The organism is Microlunatus sp. YIM B11417 (genome assembly GCF_059617205.1).
This window is the reverse complement of sequence record NZ_JCAMPJ010000003.1, coordinates 234,162-252,231: the sequence shown is the minus strand read 5'-3', so window position 1 is coordinate 252,231 and position 18,070 is coordinate 234,162. Positions and strand designations below refer to the sequence as shown.

At 70.8% G+C, this 18,070-nt stretch carries 16 protein-coding genes; 8 read left to right on the top strand and 8 right to left on the bottom strand.

Annotation, left to right across the window (positions count from 1 at the left end):
• Nucleotides 1-2: 2 nt before the first annotated feature.
• The 6 genes from AC6CCG_RS16340 to AC6CCG_RS16315 are packed head-to-tail and all read right to left on the bottom strand — an operon-like array spanning nucleotide 3 to nucleotide 6,720.
• Complete coding sequence (locus AC6CCG_RS16340) at nucleotides 3-1,232, bottom strand: GNAT family N-acetyltransferase (RefSeq protein WP_496655650.1); 1,230 nt, start codon at nucleotides 1,230-1,232, stop codon at nucleotides 3-5.
• A gap of 47 nt (nucleotides 1,233-1,279) precedes the next feature.
• Nucleotides 1,280-2,134: a phosphogluconate dehydrogenase C-terminal domain-containing protein gene (locus tag AC6CCG_RS16335; RefSeq protein ID WP_496655649.1), complete on the bottom strand. Its 855-nt coding sequence runs from the start codon at nucleotides 2,132-2,134 to the stop codon at nucleotides 1,280-1,282.
• A complete protein-coding gene (locus tag AC6CCG_RS16330; RefSeq protein WP_496655648.1) occupies nucleotides 2,131-2,937 on the bottom strand; it encodes a sugar phosphate isomerase/epimerase family protein in 807 nt (268 codons plus the stop codon). The genes AC6CCG_RS16335 and AC6CCG_RS16330 overlap by 4 nt, the downstream gene beginning before the upstream one ends.
• A complete protein-coding gene (locus AC6CCG_RS16325) occupies nucleotides 2,934-3,695 on the bottom strand; it encodes a triose-phosphate isomerase family protein (protein ID WP_496655647.1) in 762 nt (253 codons plus the stop codon). Before AC6CCG_RS16325 ends, AC6CCG_RS16330 begins: the two co-directional genes overlap by 4 nt.
• The gene (locus AC6CCG_RS16320) at nucleotides 3,692-5,425 is read right to left on the bottom strand and encodes a dihydroxyacetone kinase family protein (protein ID WP_496655646.1); all 1,734 of its coding nucleotides are present in this window, start codon (nucleotides 5,423-5,425) and stop codon (nucleotides 3,692-3,694) included. Before AC6CCG_RS16320 ends, AC6CCG_RS16325 begins: the two co-directional genes overlap by 4 nt.
• Nucleotides 5,422-6,720, bottom strand: a complete 1,299-nt coding sequence (locus AC6CCG_RS16315) for an MFS transporter (protein ID WP_496655645.1) — start codon at nucleotides 6,718-6,720, stop codon at nucleotides 5,422-5,424. The genes AC6CCG_RS16320 and AC6CCG_RS16315 overlap by 4 nt, the downstream gene beginning before the upstream one ends.
• A 462-nt stretch (nucleotides 6,721-7,182) precedes the next feature.
• On the opposite strand from AC6CCG_RS16315, the gene AC6CCG_RS16310 reads away from it, so the two are divergent.
• The 7 genes from AC6CCG_RS16310 to AC6CCG_RS16280 all read left to right on the top strand — a co-directional run bounded on the left by AC6CCG_RS16310 (nucleotide 7,183) and on the right by AC6CCG_RS16280 (nucleotide 14,679).
• Complete coding sequence (locus AC6CCG_RS16310; RefSeq protein ID WP_496655644.1) at nucleotides 7,183-7,926, top strand: FadR/GntR family transcriptional regulator; 744 nt, start codon at nucleotides 7,183-7,185, stop codon at nucleotides 7,924-7,926.
• 25 nt (nucleotides 7,927-7,951) lie between these two features.
• Entirely contained in the window at nucleotides 7,952-8,404 is a 453-nt protein-coding gene (locus AC6CCG_RS16305; protein WP_496655643.1) for a DUF6314 family protein, read from the top strand.
• 87 nt (nucleotides 8,405-8,491) lie between these two features.
• A complete protein-coding gene (locus tag AC6CCG_RS16300; protein ID WP_496655642.1) occupies nucleotides 8,492-9,442 on the top strand; it encodes an ABC transporter permease in 951 nt (316 codons plus the stop codon).
• A 10-nt stretch (nucleotides 9,443-9,452) separates the two neighbouring features.
• Nucleotides 9,453-10,457, top strand: a complete 1,005-nt coding sequence (locus AC6CCG_RS16295) for an ABC transporter permease (RefSeq protein ID WP_496655641.1) — start codon at nucleotides 9,453-9,455, stop codon at nucleotides 10,455-10,457.
• Between the two features lie 20 nt (nucleotides 10,458-10,477).
• Nucleotides 10,478-12,148: an ABC transporter substrate-binding protein gene (locus AC6CCG_RS16290; protein ID WP_496655640.1), complete on the top strand. Its 1,671-nt coding sequence runs from the start codon at nucleotides 10,478-10,480 to the stop codon at nucleotides 12,146-12,148.
• Complete coding sequence (locus AC6CCG_RS16285) at nucleotides 12,145-13,824, top strand: dipeptide ABC transporter ATP-binding protein (RefSeq protein ID WP_496655639.1); 1,680 nt, start codon at nucleotides 12,145-12,147, stop codon at nucleotides 13,822-13,824. Before AC6CCG_RS16290 ends, AC6CCG_RS16285 begins: the two co-directional genes overlap by 4 nt.
• An 18-nt stretch (nucleotides 13,825-13,842) precedes the next feature.
• On the top strand, nucleotides 13,843-14,679 hold the full coding sequence (locus AC6CCG_RS16280) for an amidohydrolase family protein (protein ID WP_496655638.1): 837 nt from the start codon (nucleotides 13,843-13,845) through the stop codon (nucleotides 14,677-14,679).
• Between the two features lie 64 nt (nucleotides 14,680-14,743).
• Here the strand turns inward: AC6CCG_RS16280 and AC6CCG_RS16275 are convergent, their stop codons facing one another.
• Nucleotides 14,744-15,214, bottom strand: coding sequence for a DUF4279 domain-containing protein (locus tag AC6CCG_RS16275; RefSeq protein WP_496655637.1), 471 nt, complete (start codon nucleotides 15,212-15,214; stop codon nucleotides 14,744-14,746).
• A 9-nt stretch (nucleotides 15,215-15,223) separates the two neighbouring features.
• Nucleotides 15,224-16,747, bottom strand: a complete 1,524-nt coding sequence (locus AC6CCG_RS16270; protein ID WP_496655636.1) for a helix-turn-helix domain-containing protein — start codon at nucleotides 16,745-16,747, stop codon at nucleotides 15,224-15,226.
• 181 nt (nucleotides 16,748-16,928) lie between these two features.
• On the opposite strand from AC6CCG_RS16270, the gene AC6CCG_RS16265 reads away from it, so the two are divergent.
• Nucleotides 16,929-18,020 carry a hypothetical protein gene (locus tag AC6CCG_RS16265; RefSeq protein ID WP_496655635.1) on the top strand — a complete coding sequence of 364 codons (1,092 nt, stop codon included), beginning with the start codon at nucleotides 16,929-16,931 and terminating at the stop codon, nucleotides 18,018-18,020.
• The last annotated feature ends 50 nt before the right edge of the window (nucleotides 18,021-18,070 follow it).

Here is an 18,070-nt window from a genome sequence, read left to right as displayed (position 1 = left end):
CCTCAGTAGGGCAGGTAGTAGCTGAGCACGTCCGCGGTGACCGGCGGGAAGATCGCCCGGTAGAGCTCCTCGTCCGCGGTGTAGACGTCGGGTCGCGACCGGGTCAGGCCTTCGAGACCGTACGGGCCGAAGAGCAGGGCCGCGAGTTGGTCCGGCGCAACACCGACGGCACCGGCGACGCCCGGGCTCTGCATCGTGCCTCCCTTGATCACCGGGCCGAGGCCGTCCGCGCCGATTGGCAGCCGGTAGTGGGCGCCGAAGGTGGAGATCACCAGGTCGCGGCCGGTCCGGTCCGGCCCTCCGGCCAGGCGCTGCCAGAGCAGTGGGCGGAGCCGGTCCAGCAGGGCGGCGGGGTCGGGGATCCGGACGTAGTACTGCTCGGCCCGCCGGGGCGTCTCATGATCAAGCAGTGCTCGCCACGCCGCTGCGGGTACGGTGCCCGGGCGGTGCACCACCTGCAGCGACGCCTCGGGCGCGAGCCCGGCCACGCCGCGCAGCAGGTCGATCGCGGCGGGCTCGTCCGTCGCGGCGGCCTCGGCCAGCAGCAGTTCGCCGTCGCCGCGGCGGACCCGGGCAGCGGCGACGACGACACCGGCTCGCTCCACGACCCACAACTCGCTCGCGTCCTGGTGCAGCAGCCAGCGCCACCGGGCGGCCGGGTGCGGCACGGCGAGATCGAACGCCGCCTGGGTCCGCTGCTGCAGCTCCGCCAGGACCGGCAGGTCCTCGGCGCTGGCCGGCCGGAACCCCGGCCCGGGCGGGCCGGCCGGTGCTCGCGCTGCCAGGGCCGGGTTGATGTCGATCGCGTACTCGTACCCGAAGAGGCGGTAGAAGTACGGGATCCCGATCATGATCTGCAGCAGGTGACCGCGGGCGGCGGACCGACGGTGAGCCCAGGCCATCAGGGCCCGGGCCAGCCCGCGTCCCTCGTACGACCGCTCGGTCGCCACCAGCTCGACCTGACCGGCCGGCAGTTGGAGATCACCGAGCCGGAGTCCCTCGTCGAGCAGGGTGGCCGTCGAGACCACCCGCTCGCCGTCGACGACCACGGCACAGGCAGGCCAGCCGAGATCGGGATCCTCGACGACCAGGCGATGATCAAGGGCATCGCCGGGCTCGCCGCGTTCGGTGAGCAGGGTGCCGATCTGGTCCAGATCCGCCGGGCCCGCCTGGCGCAGGGTCAGGCCACCGGGCAACGGGACAAGATCATCGGGGGTCGACGGGCTGGTCATGACCGGACTATCGCACCCTCCCGGCCGGAGGTTCCACCGATTTCGGGTCAGCGCTGGATGGACTCCAGGTGCAGCATCCGGGCCAGGTTCTTGTCCAGCTCGTCGTCGCGGAAGATCTTCTTCCAATCCTCCTTGATGATCGTCTCCTGCCCGTAGTCCATGGCGATCAGGCAGGCGTCGCTGAACGGGTTGTCGCCGCGGAGGCCGTTGGCCAGGGCGACCTGGGTATGGCCGAGCAGCATCGCGCGCGCCGCCGGCTCCGGTACGCCCATCGTGTGGACGGCCTCCTCCAGCGCCTCGTTCAGCAGCCGGCCGATCATGCAGGCGACGGTCTCCACCAGCGTCGGCTCCAGCTGGGCCAGCTGTTTGACGGTGACCCAGTGCACGTCGATCACCGGCGCGTAGATCGCCCGGATGACCGCCTCCAAGATCGTCTTCTTGGCCGGGTCGTCGGACTCGATCGCGGCCACCGCGTCCTGCGGCGCGGCGATCCCGCCGAACGTGTCGGCCCACTCCTCCTTGCTGGTCCGCTCCAGGAACACCGACGGGTGGCAGGGGTGCGCGACGCCCATGATCACGTCGTCACGGGTGGTCAGCAGTCCGGCGTACGCGGCCGCCGGATCGAGGGTGAGCACGATCGCCCCGGGCTCGGCGAGCGGCACCAGCTGCTCGGTGACCGGACCGAGGGCCAGGTCCGGCACGGCCAGCACGATCACCTGCGCGCCCTTGACGGCCTCGGCGGAGTCGACGACCTCCCGCCCCGCGTCGGTCACCCGGTCCCGGCCGGCGGGCGAGGTCTCGGCGTAGCGGACGTCATGATCGGTCCGCTGCAGGTTGTTCGAGATCCGCATGCCCATCTTGCCGCCGGCTCCGATCACGGCGATGGTCAGTTGCTCGGTCATGTCAGGTGCTCCTTCATTCGGGTGATCGTCTGATCGGTCCATTCGCCTTCCAGGCGGGCGGTCTCGGCGTAGTCCCCGCGCCAGGTCAGCCAGTGCTCGGTGATCATGGTGATGCCGCGGCCGACCGGGTCGACCGTGGCCAGCAGATGATCGAGATCGAGCAGCCCGGTGCCGAGCGGTGCGCCCTCCAGGGTGAAGCCGATCCAGCCGCCGGTCCGGGTGAAGGCGAAGTCCTTGATGTGCACGTTCTTCGTGTACGGCGCGCAGCGCTCGACCACGTCCCGCGGATGCTCCAGCGCGGCCACGTTGTTGGCCGGGTCCAGGCAGATCCCCAGGTTCGGGTCGCCGATGCTCTCGATCAAGGAGACCAGGTCGGTGGACGGCAGCTGCTCGTACGTCTCGAGGGCGAGCGTGATCCCCGCCTCGGCGAACCGCGGCAGCACCCGACGCAGCCCGGCCTCGACCTCGGCCAGGCCGGCGTCCCGGTCGGCCGGCAGCACCATGCTGCGAACCAGCGGCGCGTTCAAGATCATCGCCAGCTCGGCGAACCGCTGCAGGTGATCGACGGCGACGCCCTTCGTCCCGAGCTCCAGGTCGACGCCGCAGTCGTCCGCGACCGCTCGGATCGCGAGCAACTCGGCGGCCGTGAAGTCCGTCAGCGGTGCGTAGTCGCAGATCTGGAACAGGTCGAGACCGGCGTCCCGGGTCCGGCGCAGCTCGTCGGCGAGGGTCAACGGCTCGGGCGCCCGGTCCGAATGCCGCCAGAAATAGGCATAGCTGCCCAGCCCAAGCCTGCCGTTCACCGAGCGTCCTCCTTGATCACCAGAGCCGCGGCCTCATCGATCACGGAGGCCAGCGCGGCCGGGTCGTGCGCGAACCGGCCCAGGAACAGGCCGTCGACCGTCCCCTCCAGCCGGCCGAGCAGGCCCGGCCCGGCGGCACCGCCGTAGATCACCGAGTCCGCGTCACGACCGGTGCTGCGCAGGGCGGCGCAGACGGCCCGGATGTGCGCGTCCGGTGCCGGTTCCGGGGCCCCGATGGCCCAGACCGGCTCGTACGCGACGATCACCCGGCCGGCCGGCGCGCCGGCCAGCGCGGCGTCGAGTTGATCATGAACGATGCCGATCGCCGCGTCGGTGTCGACCCGGTCCGGCTCGCCGACGCAGAGCACCGGCACCAGCCCGTGCCGCAGCGCGGCGGCCGTCTTGAGCCTGATCACCTCGTCGGTCTCGCCGAACAGCCGGCGCCGCTCGGCGTGCCCGACCTCGACGTACCCGACGCCGAGCTCGGCCAGCTCGACCGCCGACACCTCGCCGGTGTAGGCGCCGTCGTCCGCCCAGTGCAGGTCCTGGGCGCCCACCGCGACCGGCGCGCCGCCGATCGCCGTGATCGACGGCGCCAGGGCCGGGAACGTCGGCAGCACGAACAGTTCCACCCGCTCCGGGACGACGCCCTGCCGGTCCGCCGCGACCCGCGCGACGTCGCGGCACCAGGCGAGGGTCCGGGCGTGCCCGAAGTACATCTTCAGGCTGACGCCGATGGTGATCTTGGCCTGGCTCATGACGCGGCGGCACCGTCCAGGACATCGCCGACGGCGACCACGATCAGCGCGAACGAGTGCGCGCCCGGGTCCGGCGTGCCGAGGCTCTTCTCGGCGTGCGGCCGCGCCCTTCCCTTCCGGGGAAGGAGATCCGCCGTGGCCGCGGCGGCCTTGGTCGCGGAACCGGCGGCACGACGCCAGGCATCGACCAGGTCGGCGCCCTCACCGACGGCGCCGGCCAGGGTGTCGGCGAACGGGACCAGCGCGTCCACCAGCGTCTTGTCGCCGACCTCGGCCTTGCCGTAGTTGATCACTCCGTCCCGGGCCGCCGCGACGCCTTCGACGACTGCAGCGGACGAAGCAGGGTCGGCGTCGCCGAGCCGCTCCCCCAGCGCCCGCAGCGCGACGCCCCAGAGCGCGCCCGAGGTGCCGCCGGCCCGGTCGGCCCAGGCGTCACCGGCCTTGATCAACAACGTCCCGGCGCCGGCCCCGGCGGCCAGCGCCGTCTCCGCCGCGGCACGGCCTGCCCGGGCTCCGCGTTGCATCCCGATCCCGTGATCACCGTCGCCGGCGATCGCGTCCAGCCGGCCCAGTTCGTCGACGGAACGGTCGATGGTGTCCTGGATCGTCGCCAGCGCCGCGTCGATGATCACCGCCGCCGCGCGGGACTCGTCGCTGGCCGGCGGGACGTCCGCCTCCGTGCCGGCGTCGAGCGTCGCCTGGTCCACCGTGGCGGCCGCCGTCACCGAACCCTTCCGGTACGCCGGTGTGTCGGCCGGGGCCAGCCACAGCGGCTCCAGCTCGTCGTCCAGCCAGAACAGGGTCAGTGACGCTCCGGCCATGTCGAGGCTGGTGCAGAACTCGCCGACCTCGGGCTCGACGATCACCGCCCCCGCGTCCTCGAGCAGTTGGGCGACCCGCCGGAAGACGACGTACAGCTCCTCGTACTTCACCGAACCCAGCCCGTTCAGGATCGGCACCACGCGCGCACCGACCGGGCTCGTCAGGCCGTCCGGCAGCTCCCGCAACAGGTCGCCGACCATCAGCTCGGCCAGCCCGTCGGCGGTCGGCACGTCCGTCTCGGACAGGCCCGGTTCGCCGTGGATGCCCAGCCCGACGGCCATCTTGCCGGCCGGCACCTCGAACAGCGGCGCCCCCGCGCCGGGCAGCGTGCAGCCTCCGAACGCGACGCCCATCGACCGGGTCCGGTCGTTCGCCAGCCTGGCCAGCCGGACCACGTCGGCCAGGTCGCGTCCCTCCTCGGCGGCGGCCGCGGCGATCTTGAACACGCACAGGTTGCCGGCCACGCCGCGCCGGCGCTCCCGCTCGGCCGGGTCGGCGCTGGAGATGTCGTCGGTGGTGGTGACGGTCTCGCAGGCGATGCCCTCGGCCCGCAGCCGATCTTGGGCCGCATCGAAGTTGAGCACGTCGCCGGCATAGTTGCCGTACGTGAGCAGGACGCCGCCACCGGTCTCGGCGGCCTTCGCCACCGAGTGGACCTGGCCGGCCGACGGCGACGCGAAGATGTTGCCGAGCGCTGCCCCGTGGGCGAGGCCCTGGCCGACCAAGCCGCCGAAGGCCGGATAGTGGCCGGAGCCGCCGCCGATGATCACCGCCACCTGGCCGGGCGGAACGGCGGTCGCGCGCACCACGCCGCCGGACACGGCGCGGACGGTGCGCCGGTTGGCGGCGACGAAGCCCTCCGCGAACTCGTCGGCGAACGCGGTGGGGTCGTTGAACAGTCGGGTCATCTGGCCTCCTCGTCAGGGTTCAGGGCGACGCTACCCCGACGGGCCAGGACCACCATCAAGATCGCCGACAGGGCGAGGAATCCGCCGACGATGAACATCGGGACCTGGTAGCCCCCGGTCAGGTCGTGCACCGCCCCGGTGACGTACGGTGCCGAGAAGCCGGCCAGGTTGCCCACCGTGTTGATCAACGCGATCCCGGCCGCCGCGGCGGCGCCGGACAGAAAGCGGGTCGGCAGGGTCCAGAAGTTCGGCAGCACGGAGAAGATCGACATCGCGGTGATGGTGATGATCGCGATCGTCAGCGCCGGGCTCTGCGCGAACAGGGCCAGCGGGATGCTCACCGCGCCGAGCACAGCCGGGATGACGATGTGCCAGGTGCGCAGGCCGCGCCGGGTCACGTCGCGGGACCACAGATAGAGGGCTACCGCCGCCGGCAGGTACGGGATCGCGGTGATCAGCCCCTGCTGCACCACGTCGAACGTGGTCCCGCTCGCCGCCTGGAAGCCCTTGATGATCGTGGGCAGGAAGAACGCGAGAGCGTACAGGCCGTAGATGAAACCGAAGTACATGATCGACAACAACCAGACCCGGCCGCTGCCGAAGGCGTGCCTGATCGACGTGTGCGGGCGCTGCTCCCCGCTGTTCTCGGCCCGCAGTTCCGCGGTCAGCCAGTCCCGCTCCTGGTCCGTGAGCCACCGCGCGTCCTTGGGGCTGTCCTTGAGGTAGAACCAGGCGATCACGCCGACGACGACGGCCGGGATCGCGACGCCGAGGAACATGAACCGCCAGCCCTCGAGGCCGAAGAAGACGCCGTGCTGGTTGATCAGCAGCCCGGCCAGCGGTGCGCCGATCACCGTCGTCAGCGGCTGGGCCAGGTAGAACAGGGCCAGGATCTTGCTGCGGTGCCGGGCCGGCACCCACAGGCTGAGGAACAGGATCGCGCCCGGGAAGAACCCGGCCTCGGCGACACCGAGCAGGAACCGCAGCACGACCAGTTGCTCGAACCCCTGCACCCAGGTGAACAGGGCCGCGACCACGCCCCAACTGATCATGATCCGGGCCAGCCAGCGGCGGGCGCCGAATCGGTGCAACGCCAGGTTCGACGGCACCTCCAACAGGATGTACCCGATGAAGAACACCCCGGACGCGAACCCGAACTGTGCCGCCGACAACGCGAGATCGGTGTTCATCCCGTTCGGCGCGGCGAACCCGATCGCGGTCCGGTCCAGGTAGTTGATGAAGAACATCAACGCGACGAACGGCACCAGCCGCACGGCGACCTTCCGAATCGCCAACCGCTCGACCGCCCCTGCTGACTCTGCCGGATGCTGCTGAGGCTCCTGGCCACTTTGCACTGCCCTCATGCCGATCATGGTCACCCACCTGAACAGAATCTGTCAACCGGTTGACCAATTCGACCAAGGGATCAAGCATCGAGGCGGCCACATGCGCGGAACCGAGGTGGCAGGCTGCCGCGCCCTTCGCTCGGCGCCATGCTTCACGCCAACCTTCATCGAGTGGTCACTTTGACCGGCTGAGCGGCGATTCTCGAGATCAAACTGTCCACTCGGTGATTCGGAGTGCGACCGCGCCAGCTGGTACTACGACCGCAGCGAGGACTCCGGATTGTTGCCACCCGACTCCCGGACCGCCGCCTCCCAGATCCGTCGACCCGTCACTTCCGCGGCGACACGCCGTCGAAAACGCTGCTCTTGTGACCGGTCGGCGGAAGTGGGGGTGGGGTTAGGGTTTGCGACATGCCTGCGTACCGGGATCAGTCGGCGGAGATCAGTGCCGCGCTCGGGGCGTTGCCGACCGGCTCCGCGGTGTCGGCGGTGGCCAATCGGCTGCTGGACCTGTTCACCGGGGGTTCGATCGCGCCGGGCACCCGGCTGCCGCCGGAACGGCAGCTCGCGGCGACGCTCGGTGTCGGCCGGTCGGCGGTACGGGAGGCGCTGGCGGCACTGGAGATCCTCGGCATCGTCGACGTACGGCCGGGATCGGGCACCTATCTGCGGGGCCACGCCAGCGAGCTGCTGCCGCAGTCGCTGCGCTGGGGCATGGTGATCGGCGAGCGGAGCACGCTGGAGTTGATCGAGGTCCGGTCCGGGCTGGAGATCTTCGCCGCGCGGCTCGCCGCCGAACGGCTGGACGATGATCAACTGACCAGGCTGGGCGAGCATCTGGAGCGGATGCGGGCAGGCGTCGGTGATCTTGCCGCGTTCGTCGACGCAGACCTCGCCTTCCACCACCTGCTGGCCACCAGCACCGGCAACGCGGTGCTGCTGGACCTGCTCCAGATCGTCCGGTCCCTGCTGCGGATCTGGGTCGACCGTGCCGTCCAGGACGACGAGCACGCCGAGACCGCGGTACGCGAGCATGCAGCCCTCTACGAGGCCCTGCGCCAGCGCGACCCGGACGCGGCGGCCTCCGCCATGGCCGCCCACATGGCGACCGCCTCGGCCCGGCTCGCCTCGATCGAACCGGGACCCGCCTCATGATCAGCAGCGCGGTGACCTGCGCGCGATGAACCTCGCGGATCCGCTGACCCTGCTCGGCACCTGGCTCCTGGACCGGGTGATCGACGACCGCCGCAACCAGGTCCGCGGCACGGCCAGCGGGCAGCTCACCCTCGAGCCGGAACCGGCCGGCGAACGGATCCGCTGGTTCGAGGAGTGCCTCCTGGAATGGGGCGACTACCGCGGCGCGGCGACCCGCACCTACTACCTGGAACCCGCGCCCGGCGGCTGGCAGCTCACCTTCGACGACGGCCGGCTCTTCCACCGCTGGCGACCCGGCGAGACGGTCCGGCACGCCTGCGGCGCCGACGACTACACCGGTTCGGTCGAGCCGGTACCGGACGCGTCGGGCCTGATCATCGTCTGGAACGTGACCGGCCCCCGCAAGGACTACACCAGCACCACCAGGCTCACCCTTACCAGAACGTACGCGAGCGACGCGACGATCGAGACGACGTGAGATGAACCGGTTCGGCGGCCCGTTCGTGGCAACATCACGCCTGGCAGCATCGCGCAGCGGTACGGGGGACGAGGGAGGTGCCACACGATGACCGACGGGTACGCCGACGCCGGAGTGACCGACCGGGTCACCGGCGCCCGGAGCCTGCTCCGGCGGCTCCGCGCCGATCCCGGGGCCGTCTTCGGAGCGGTCACCATCGCCGTGTTCGTGCTGGCCGCGATCTTCGCCCCGCTGATCACGATGATCTCGGGCCACGACCCGTACACCTATGACCTGGACGCCCTCGACGCCACCGGCGCGCCGGCCGGGTTCGGCGGCGGGATCAGTGCCCGGCACTGGTTCGGCGTCGAACCGCTGACCGGCCGGGACCTCTTCGCGATCGTCGTGCACGGGTCGCGGACCTCGCTCGTCGTGGGCATCGCGGCGACCGTCGTCTCGGTGGCGCTCGGCGTCGTGGTCGGCCTGCTGGCCGGCTACTTCGGCGGCTGGACCGACCGCATCCTGGGCCGGACCGCCGACGTCGTGTTCGGCTTCCCCGGCCTCGTGTTCATGATCGCGTTGGGGGCGATCGTGCCCGTCTGGCTGCCGAAGCCGGTGTTGATCATCGTCGTGATCGGCTTCTTCGGCTGGCCCGGTATCGCCCGGGTGGTCCGGTCCCAGACCCTGGTGCTGAAGGACCGCAACTTCGTGATCGCGTCCCAGATCGCCGGCGGCGGCACCGTGCACGTCCTGTTCCGGCAGCTGTTGCCGAACCTCGCGGCGACCGTGATCGTCTTCGCCACGATCTCGATCCCGGGCAAGATCGGCACCGAGGCTGCGCTGTCCTTCCTCGGCGTCGGAGTGCCGCCGCCGACCCCGGCCTGGGGCCGCTCGATCGGCGAGGCGATCGGCTGGGTCGGTACCGACCCGATGTTCCTGATCTTCCCGGGAGCGGCGCTGTTCCTGATCACGTTGGCGTTCAACCTGTTCGGCGACGGGCTGCGTGACGCGCTGGACCCGCGCACGGCCGTCACCGCCCGAGCCGGGATCGGGAGATGAGCGAACCCCGATGAACCTGCTCCGCTACCTGGCCGGCCGCATCGGCGGCATGCTGCTGGTGTTGGTGATCTTGACCTTCGTCACCTACGCCGTCTTCTACCTGTCCCCCGCCGACCCGGCCCAGCTGTCCTGCGGCCGGCCGTGCACCCCGGAACGGCTGGCGCAGGCCCGCACCTTCATGGGCTTCGACTCGCCCTGGTACACCCAGGTGGTCCAGTTCGCGATCGGCATCGTCGCCGGCCGAACGTTCGGCTCCGGCCCGGCGGCGATCGAATGCGCGGCGCCGTGCTTCGGTTACTCGTTCCGGCTCAGCGCGCCGGTCACCGACCTGATCATGGACCGGATCGGCGTGACGTTCTCGCTGGCCATCGGCGCCGCGGTGCTCTGGCTGATCCTCGGCGTCGGCACCGGCACCATCTCCGCACTCCGTCGCGGCAGCCTGCTGGACCGCTCGCTGATGACACTGTCCATCGCTGGAGTCTCGGCTCCCTCTTATCTGGTGGGGTTGCTGGGCATCCTGCTGTTCGGCTTCACCCTCGACATGGTGCCGATCGGCGGCTACTCCCCCGTCGCCGACGGCATGATCGACTGGCTCTGGCACCTGGTGCTGCCCTGGTGCGTGCTGGCGCTGATCAACGCCGCGATCTACACCCGGCTGACCCGCGGCCAGTTGCTCGAGGTGCTCAACGAGGACTACATCCGGACCGCGCGGGCGAAGGGGCTCAGCGAGCGCCGGATCATCCCGCTGCACGCGCTGCGCAACGTCCTGCTGCCGATCGCGACCGTGTTCGGCCTCGACCTCGGCGGGCTGCTCGGCGGTGCGGTGATCACCGAGCGGGTGTTCTCGATGCCCGGGCTCGGCGCCCTGCTGCTGGACGCGGTCGGCAACCTCGATCTCCCGGTGATCGTCGGAGTGACCCTGTTCTCGGCGTTCCTGATCATTCTGGCCAACCTGGTCATCGACCTGGGGTACGGCCTCCTCGACCCCCGCGCCCGACGCGCTGCGGTGCACTGAACGGAAGGATCCATCTGATCATGAAGAGACTGAAACTCGCCGGAGCCCTGATCGCCGCGGCGGTGATCGCGTTGACCGGCTGCAACGCCAACGCACCCAGTCCGGGCGGCGGCAACTCGGCTCCGCCGACCACCGGCGGCACGCTGACGATCTTCTCCTCGGCCACCGAGATGGCCTTCGACCCGGCGAAGAGCCAGGGCCTCGCGATCACCTCCAATGCCCTGGTGCACCGCCGGCTGACCGCCTGGGACATCACGCCGGGCAAGCCGCCGGCCGTGGTGCCGGACCTCGCCACCGACACGGGCAAGCCCAGCGAGGACGGCAAGACCTGGACCTTCACGCTGAAGGACGGGCTGGCCTTCGACGACGGCACGCCGATCACCAGCGCCGACATCAAGTACGGGATCGAGCGGTCCTTCGCCCCGGAGTTGTCCGGCGGGCTCTCGTACCACAAGACGCTGTTGACCGGCGGGGCCGACTACGAGGGCCCGTACCAGGGCAAGGAACTCGATTCGATCAAGACGCCGGACGACAAGACGATCATCTTCGAGCTCGACGTGCCGTACGGCGACTGGCCGTGGGTCGCCTCCACCGTCGCGTTCTCCCCGGTCCCGAAGGCGAAGGACACCGATCCGGCGACGTACGGTCAGAAGCCCGCCGCCTCCGGTCCGTACACGGTCGAGAGCTACGACCAGGGCGTCGCGATGCGGCTGACCCGCAACGAGAACTGGAAGCGCGAGACCGACCAGGTCCGCACCGCTGGGCCGGACAAGATCACGTTCAAGCTCAGCCAGGACGACACGGTCGCTGCGCAGGCGCTGATCGCCGACTCCGGCGAGGCGAAGGACGCGTTCGGCGCCGGGTTCGTCCCGGCCGCCCAATTGGCCCAGGCGCAGGCGAATCCGCAGGCCAAGGAGCGACTGGTCACCTCCGAGCCGGGCGCGGTGTCCTACCTGGCGATGAACACCCAGCGCGGTGTGCTGAAGGACGTGAAGGTGCGCCAGGCGCTGCAGTACGCGGCCGATCGCAAGGCCTACCTGACCGCGGTCGGCGGGCCGATCTCCGGTGACTACGCGACGACCTTGATCACGCCGGGCATCCCGGGCCGTCAGGTGTACGACCTCTACCCCGCCCCGGAGACCGGCGACATCGAGAAGGCCAAGGCGCTGCTGGCCGAGGCCGGACACGCGGACGGGCTGAAGCTCACGCTGATCGTCGGCGACGACGGCTCCGACCAGGCCCAGGCGCAGGCCCTGCAGCAGGGTTTCGCGAAGGCCGGCGTGACGGTCACCCTCCGGCCGCTGGACTCCAACGCACTGATCCAGACGGCGACCGGGCCGAAGGGCGACTACGACCTCTACCTGGGCAGCTGGCAGCCGGACTTCCCGTCCGCCAACGGCAACATCCAGCCGCTGTTCGCGTCCAGCCAGATCGGCAACGGCAACTACAACATCTCCCGCTACAGCAATCCGGAGGTGGACGAGTTGATCAAGAAGGCGACCGGGACGATCGACCCGGCCGCGGCCGAGGCCATCTGGGCGGAGATCGACAAGAAGATCATGACCGACGCCCCGGTGATCCCGCTGACGTACACGAAGAACTCGTTCCTGCACGGCTCCAACGTGCAGAACTTCGCCATCGGTGCGTTCCCCGCCTATCCGAACTACGTCAAGGTCACGCTCAAGCAATGACCGTTCCCGTCCTCGAGGTCGACGATCTCGGCGTCACGTTCCGGCCCCGGTCGGGACGCGGCGCCGAGGTGGAGGCCGTCGCCGGGGTGAGCTTCGCGGTCCAGCGCGGCCGGGTGCTCGCCCTGGTCGGCGAGTCCGGCTCCGGCAAGAGCGTCAGCGCGCTGGCGACGCTCGGCCTGTTGCCGGACACCGCCCGGGTCGCCGGCAGCATCCGGCTCGCCGGTGAGGAACTGCTCGGGGCACCGCCGGAACGGCTGCGGCAGGTCCGCGGCGGTACCATCGGAACGATCTTCCAGGAACCGGCCAGCGCACTGAACCCGGTCTACTCGGTCGGCTGGCAGATCACCGAGGCGCTGCGGGCGCACGACCGGAACCTGTCGCCGACCGATGCCCGGCACCGCGTCCGCGAACTGCTGGCCCAGGTCGGGCTGACCGACGGCCTGCGGATCGCCCGGTCCTATCCGCACGAACTGTCCGGCGGCCAACTGCAGCGGTGCATGATCGCGATGGCGATCGGCAACGGCCCGCAGCTCTTGATCGCCGACGAGCCGACGACGGCGCTCGACGTCACGGTGCAGGCCGGCATCCTCGCCCTGCTCCGGCGGCTGCGCGACGAACTCGGCATGGCGATCCTGTTGATCACCCACGACATGGGCGTGGTCGCCGACCTGGCCGACGACGTGGCCGTGCTGCGGTCCGGCCTGCTGGTCGAGTCCGCGCCGGTACGGGAGCTGTTCGGCAACCCGCGCGACGACTACACGCGCACCCTGCTGAGCGCCGTGCCCAGGCTGGCCGGGCTCACCCTGACCGAGGCCGTGCCGTCTCCGGATCCCTTGCCGGACAGCGATGCCGAGGCTCCGCCGGCGGCCGAGCTGAAGCAGGTGACGATCACCTACCCGGGCACCGGCTTCGGCCGGGCGGTCACCGCTGCCGAGCAGGTGGACCTGCGGATCGGACGCGGCGACCTGGTCGGGCTGGTCGGCGAGTCCGGCTCCGGCAAGTCCACCATCGGACGGGGGCTGGCCGGTCTGGTCCGGGCCGCCGACGGGTCGGTCGAGCTGGCCGGGATCGACATCACCCGGGCCAACCGGCGGCTGCTGCACCGCGCCCGCTCCCGGCTCGGCATGATCTTCCAGGACCCCGGGTCCAGCCTCAACCCGCGGCACCCGATCGAGCGCAGCATTGCCGAGCCGCTGCAGCTGGCCGGCGTGGCGCCGGTGGAGCGTCGGCGCCGCGTCCTGGAGTTGCTCGACGCCGTCCGGCTCGGTGCCGCGCTGGCCCAGCGGCTGCCGCACGAACTGTCCGGCGGCCAGCGGCAACGGGTGGCGATCGCCCGCGCGCTGGCCAACAACCCGGAACTGTTGATCGCCGACGAGCCGACCAGCGCGCTGGACGTGTCGGTGCAGCAGACGATCATCGAACTGCTCGCCGACCTGCACCGCGACCTCGGCTTCGGCTGCCTGTTCATCTCGCACGACCTTGCGGTGGTCGGCCAGCTGACCGACCGGATCGCCGTCATGCGGCAGGGCCGGATCGTGGAGACCGGTCCGACGGAGCGGGTGCTGAGCCGGCCCGCGGAGCCTTACACGCAACGGTTGCTGGCCGCCGTACCGGTCGCCGACCCGGACGAGCAGCGGCAGCGCCGTGAGGCCTGGCTGCAGCTCTCCGGCGAGTGATCATGGTCTGATGGTTCCATGATCGACATCCACACCCACTGCCATCAGTCCGTGCATCTCGGCCCGGTCTGGCAGCGGGACATGGCGCGCGCGTACCGAACGGGGTTCGAGCGGGACTTCACGCCGGGCCGGTACGACCAGGTGATGCGCGAGGGCGGCATCTCCGCGGCCGTGGTGTTCGGCGTCCGGGCTACCGCGGCCGGGATCGCGACCCCGAACGACTACGTCCAGTGGTTCTGCGAGGAGACCGCGACCGAGACCATCCCGTTCACCGCGCTCGACCTGGCCGACCCCGACGTCCTTGATCAACTCGAGGACGGGATCGCCCGTGGGTTCCGCGGCATCAAGTGCTATCCGACGACGGCGCTGTTCGATCCGCGGGACCCGAGCCACGACCCGGTCTACCGGCGTGCTGCCGAGGCCGGACTGGTGCTGCTGTGGCATCAGGGCGCCACCCCGGTCCCGGCCGCCAGCCTCGCGCTGAGCCTGCCGCTGCTGATCGACGATGTCGCCCGCCGGCATCCCGGCCTGGTGCAGGTGATCGCGCACCTGGGGCATCCGTGGCAACGCGAGACCATCGTCACGGTCCGCAAGAACCGCAACGTGTACACGGATGTGTCGGCGGTCTGGGCCCGCCCGCTGGACGGCTACTTCGCCCTGGTCCGGGCGCAGGAATGGGACGTCGTCCCGAAGCTCGTGTTCGGCTCCGACTTCCCGCACTGGACCCCCGCCCAGGCCGTCACCGGACTTCGCGAACTGGTCGGCAGCGGACCCGGCGGCCTGCCGACCGTCCGCCCGGACACGATCGCTCACCTCGTCGAGAGTGATCATCTGCGGACCCTCGGCCTGCGCTGATCATCCCCGGCGGCCTCGGTCGGCCCACTGCCGCATCGATCGGCACTGCCACGGCACGACCCGATCAGCCGTACTCGTCGACGTCCAGATCGGCCTCGGCGTCGACCAGGAAGGCCATCAGCTCGGCATCCAGGTCGAAGCCGAGAAGTTGGTGCTGGCCGGGCAGCTTCTGCAGCTCGGCGTCCGGCGGACTGAGCAGTTCCTCCTCGCCGTCCTCGTGATCGAAGTTGCGGACCACGAAGAAGCGGGCGCCGCCGTGGTTCGGGTCGTCCCGGCGGAGTTCGCGGGCGACCTCGGCGATCTTGTTCCGCTGTGGCCGGACCCGGTCCAGGACCTGGCCGATCTGCTCGTCGACGCGGAGGCCGGACTCGCGGCAGACCAGTTTCCAGGTGTGCCGCGGCGGTCTCGGCGGGTCGGCGCGGCGGCTGCCGAGCACCCCGACCTCGTCGGGCTCCAGGCCGATCCGCCGGCCGATCTGGCCGGCCGAGAGCTTGCTGCTGGTCAGGGCGAGATAGACGTACTGCCGGATTCGCACCGGTGAACCCTAGGGCTGCCGCTCCAGGAATTCCAGCACCTCGGTCTCGTCCACGCCGGGAAAGGCGCCGGCCGGGAGCGAGGCGAGCAGGCTCGACTGGACCTTCGCACTCGGCCAGTTCCGGCCCCGCCACCGCGTGGCCAGCGGTTCCGGCGGCTCGGCGCAGCAGGCGGGGTCGGGGCAGGTGGACCGGCCCCGGTGCGGCGTGTCGCGGCCGCGGAACCATTTCACGTATTGATAGGGCGTGCCGACCGAGACCGAGAAGTTCTCCCGCTCCCCTCGCTCGGCGACGGCCGTACACCAGAAGGTGCCGCCGACGGTGTCGGTGTACTGCTGGTACGGCTGCGTCCAGTCCTCGGTCTCGAACACCTCGCGCGCGGTCCAGGAGCGACACACCTGCTGCCCCTCGACCGCGCCGGACGGGTCCATCGGGAAGATCACGCCGTCGTTGGAGTACGCCTTGTAGATGATGCCGGCCTGGTTGACCCGCATAAAGTGCACCGGGATCTCCAGGTGCTTCGTGGCCAGGTTGGTGAACCGGTGCGCGGCCATCTCGTACGACACCGAGTAGCGCTCCTGCAGGTCCTCGAGCTCGAGGTCCTTGGCCGCCTTGGCCTGCTGCAGGAACTCGACCGCCCATCGCTCGGGTACCAGCGCCGCCGCCGCGAAGTAGTTGACCTCGACCCGCTGGCGCAGGAACTCCGCGTAGTCGGCCGGCGGACGATGATCGAGAGCGACATGGCCGAGCGCCGCCAGAGCCAACGTCCGTTGGGATTGCGCGTCCGTCGTGGGCAGGAAGATGCGGCGCCGTTCAAGATCGGTGACGCTGCGGGTGGTCCGCGGCAGATCCGGTACGGACAGCAGCGAGAAGCCCATCACCTCGGCCAGCCCGGCCACACCGAACCGGGTCAGCGGCCCGCCCTGGTGGCCGATCTTGATCAACAACGCATCGGCCAACTGTTCGATCTCCGGGAAGTAGTTGTCCGAGGCGCGCATCCAGGCCCGTAGCTCCGCGTTGGCCCGGCGGGCGTACTCCGGTGTGCTGTCGCGCTCGGCCTTGACCGCGGCGAGCGCCCGGTGCAGGGCGACCAGGGACTCCAACGCGTCCAGCGGCAGTCTGGGTCCGGCACGTACCGGCGCGACGCCGAGGTCGGCGAAGGAGGCGAGCCGCTGGGCACGTTCCAACTCGATCTCCAGGCCGGCACGGCGGTTCGGCGCGGTGGTGGTGAGGAAGTCGGCGAGTTCCGCGCCGAGCGCCTCGGCCAGCGCGGACAGCACCGAGAGCCGGGCCTCCCGCTTGCCGGTCTCGATCAGCGACAGCGCGGACGGCGAGATCCCGGCGGCGGCCGCGACCTGATCGAGCGTCCCGCCGCGGCTCTTCCGCAGGTGCCGCAGCCGCTTGCCGATCAGCAGCGCATCCGGGCCGTCGGCCTTCGTCGCCTGCCGGACGGGCGAACGCGGCCCGATCGGCTGCCTGTGACCCTCGTCAAGAACCGAAGATCTTGACGCCGCGTCGCGCTGCGAAGGTGTCATTTCTCGATTAGACCACCAGGATTGCGACGGCGGAGTCGCCGAGCATCATCAATTTCTGCAGTTCTTGACGAACCCGCTGCCGGCACCCGCTCGCCGGCGGATGCAACCTCGGACCCGGACCGTGACGTAGAGGGTACGAGCGGGCCGAGCTCCGGCCCGCCGGGGACAGGAGGACGGCACGATGCTGAATCGACGGAAGCTGCTGGCGGCGACGGGCCTGGCCGGATTGGGCTGGGCGATCGGGTCCGGCCCGGCCCGGGCCGAGACGGCGGGGCCGACCTGGACCGGTACGCCGATCGGGCTGCCGAACACGTACCTCGACGCCGTCGCGAGCACCCGGCACGGCACCTGGGCCGTCGGGATCCGGCTGCTGGACGGGTTCCAGGAGACCCGGCCCCTCGCGCTGCGCCGCCAGGGTGGCCGGTGGCTGGCGACCCCGCAGCCGGTCCGGACGAACGCGAGGCTGCTGAGCGTGGCGATCGGCCCGGCCGGCCAGGTCTGGGCGGTCGGCAGCAGCACCACCGATCAGGTGGATCGACCGTTGGCGCTCCGGTGGGACGGCCGCGCGTGGCGGATGATCAAGCCGCCGGCAGTGCCGACCGGCACGTTCGGCGATGTCGCGGTCGGTCCGGACGGCACCGTCTGGGTGGCCGGCTGGGCGAGCGTCGACGGGGCCGAGCGGGGTGTCGTCTACACCTACGCGCACGGGTCCTGGCGGCTGCTCGGCGACGGCCTGGAACAGACGATCAACGGCAACACGCTGCTGGTCCGGTCCGCCGAGGAGGTCTGGCTGGGAGCCAATCCCGGGCTGGCCCGGTTCGACGGCAAGCGCTGGACGCCGGTCGAGGAGTTCCCGGCCGACGGCTCCCGGATCCTCACCGGACTGGCCGCGGACGGCCGGACCGACGTCTGGGGCGCCGGCGTCGCGCACACCCCGGACCGGGAACGGCCCCTGGTGGTTCACTACGACGGTTCCGGCTGGCGGACGATCGAAGCCCCGGCCGAGTACGCGCAGCTCTATGCCGTGGCGCTCTGGAACGGCCGGCCGGTCGCCGTCGGCGAACGGTTCTTCGAGAGCGGCGATCTGGTGATCAACAAGCCGTACGTCCTCGTCCGGCGCGGCGGCCGGTTCGTGGCCGTCGAGGCACCGGCCGTGCCGAAGCCGTCGACCGGGGTGCTCACCGGCCTGGCCGCCGACCGGTCCCGGCTGTGGACCGTCGGTGCGGTCGATCAGGCCGCGCTCGCCGCGTACCACAAGGGAAAGCTCGGTTAGCCCGGTTCCGTCAAGATCAGTTGATCTTGACGGCGCCAGGTCGTGCTCGG

What these genes read in the sequence shown, in the direction of transcription:
- AC6CCG_RS16340 (WP_496655650.1), bottom strand. Translation starts at nt 1,232, where the DNA reads ATGACCAGCCCGTCGACCCCCGATGATCTTGTCCCGTTGCCCGGTGGC.
- AC6CCG_RS16335 (WP_496655649.1), bottom strand. Translation starts at nt 2,134, where the DNA reads ATGACCGAGCAACTGACCATCGCCGTGATCGGAGCCGGCGGCAAGATG.
- AC6CCG_RS16325 (WP_496655647.1), bottom strand. Translation starts at nt 3,695, where the DNA reads ATGAGCCAGGCCAAGATCACCATCGGCGTCAGCCTGAAGATGTACTTC.
- AC6CCG_RS16320 (WP_496655646.1), bottom strand. Translation starts at nt 5,425, where the DNA reads ATGACCCGACTGTTCAACGACCCCACCGCGTTCGCCGACGAGTTCGCG.
- AC6CCG_RS16310 (WP_496655644.1), top strand. Translation starts at nt 7,183, where the DNA reads ATGCCTGCGTACCGGGATCAGTCGGCGGAGATCAGTGCCGCGCTCGGG.
- AC6CCG_RS16305 (WP_496655643.1), top strand. Translation starts at nt 7,952, where the DNA reads ATGAACCTCGCGGATCCGCTGACCCTGCTCGGCACCTGGCTCCTGGAC.
- AC6CCG_RS16300 (WP_496655642.1), top strand. Translation starts at nt 8,492, where the DNA reads ATGACCGACGGGTACGCCGACGCCGGAGTGACCGACCGGGTCACCGGC.
- AC6CCG_RS16295 (WP_496655641.1), top strand. Translation starts at nt 9,453, where the DNA reads ATGAACCTGCTCCGCTACCTGGCCGGCCGCATCGGCGGCATGCTGCTG.
- AC6CCG_RS16290 (WP_496655640.1), top strand. Translation starts at nt 10,478, where the DNA reads ATGAAGAGACTGAAACTCGCCGGAGCCCTGATCGCCGCGGCGGTGATC.
- AC6CCG_RS16285 (WP_496655639.1), top strand. Translation starts at nt 12,145, where the DNA reads ATGACCGTTCCCGTCCTCGAGGTCGACGATCTCGGCGTCACGTTCCGG.
- AC6CCG_RS16280 (WP_496655638.1), top strand. Translation starts at nt 13,843, where the DNA reads ATGATCGACATCCACACCCACTGCCATCAGTCCGTGCATCTCGGCCCG.
- AC6CCG_RS16270 (WP_496655636.1), bottom strand. Translation starts at nt 16,747, where the DNA reads ATGACACCTTCGCAGCGCGACGCGGCGTCAAGATCTTCGGTTCTTGAC.
- AC6CCG_RS16265 (WP_496655635.1), top strand. Translation starts at nt 16,929, where the DNA reads ATGCTGAATCGACGGAAGCTGCTGGCGGCGACGGGCCTGGCCGGATTG.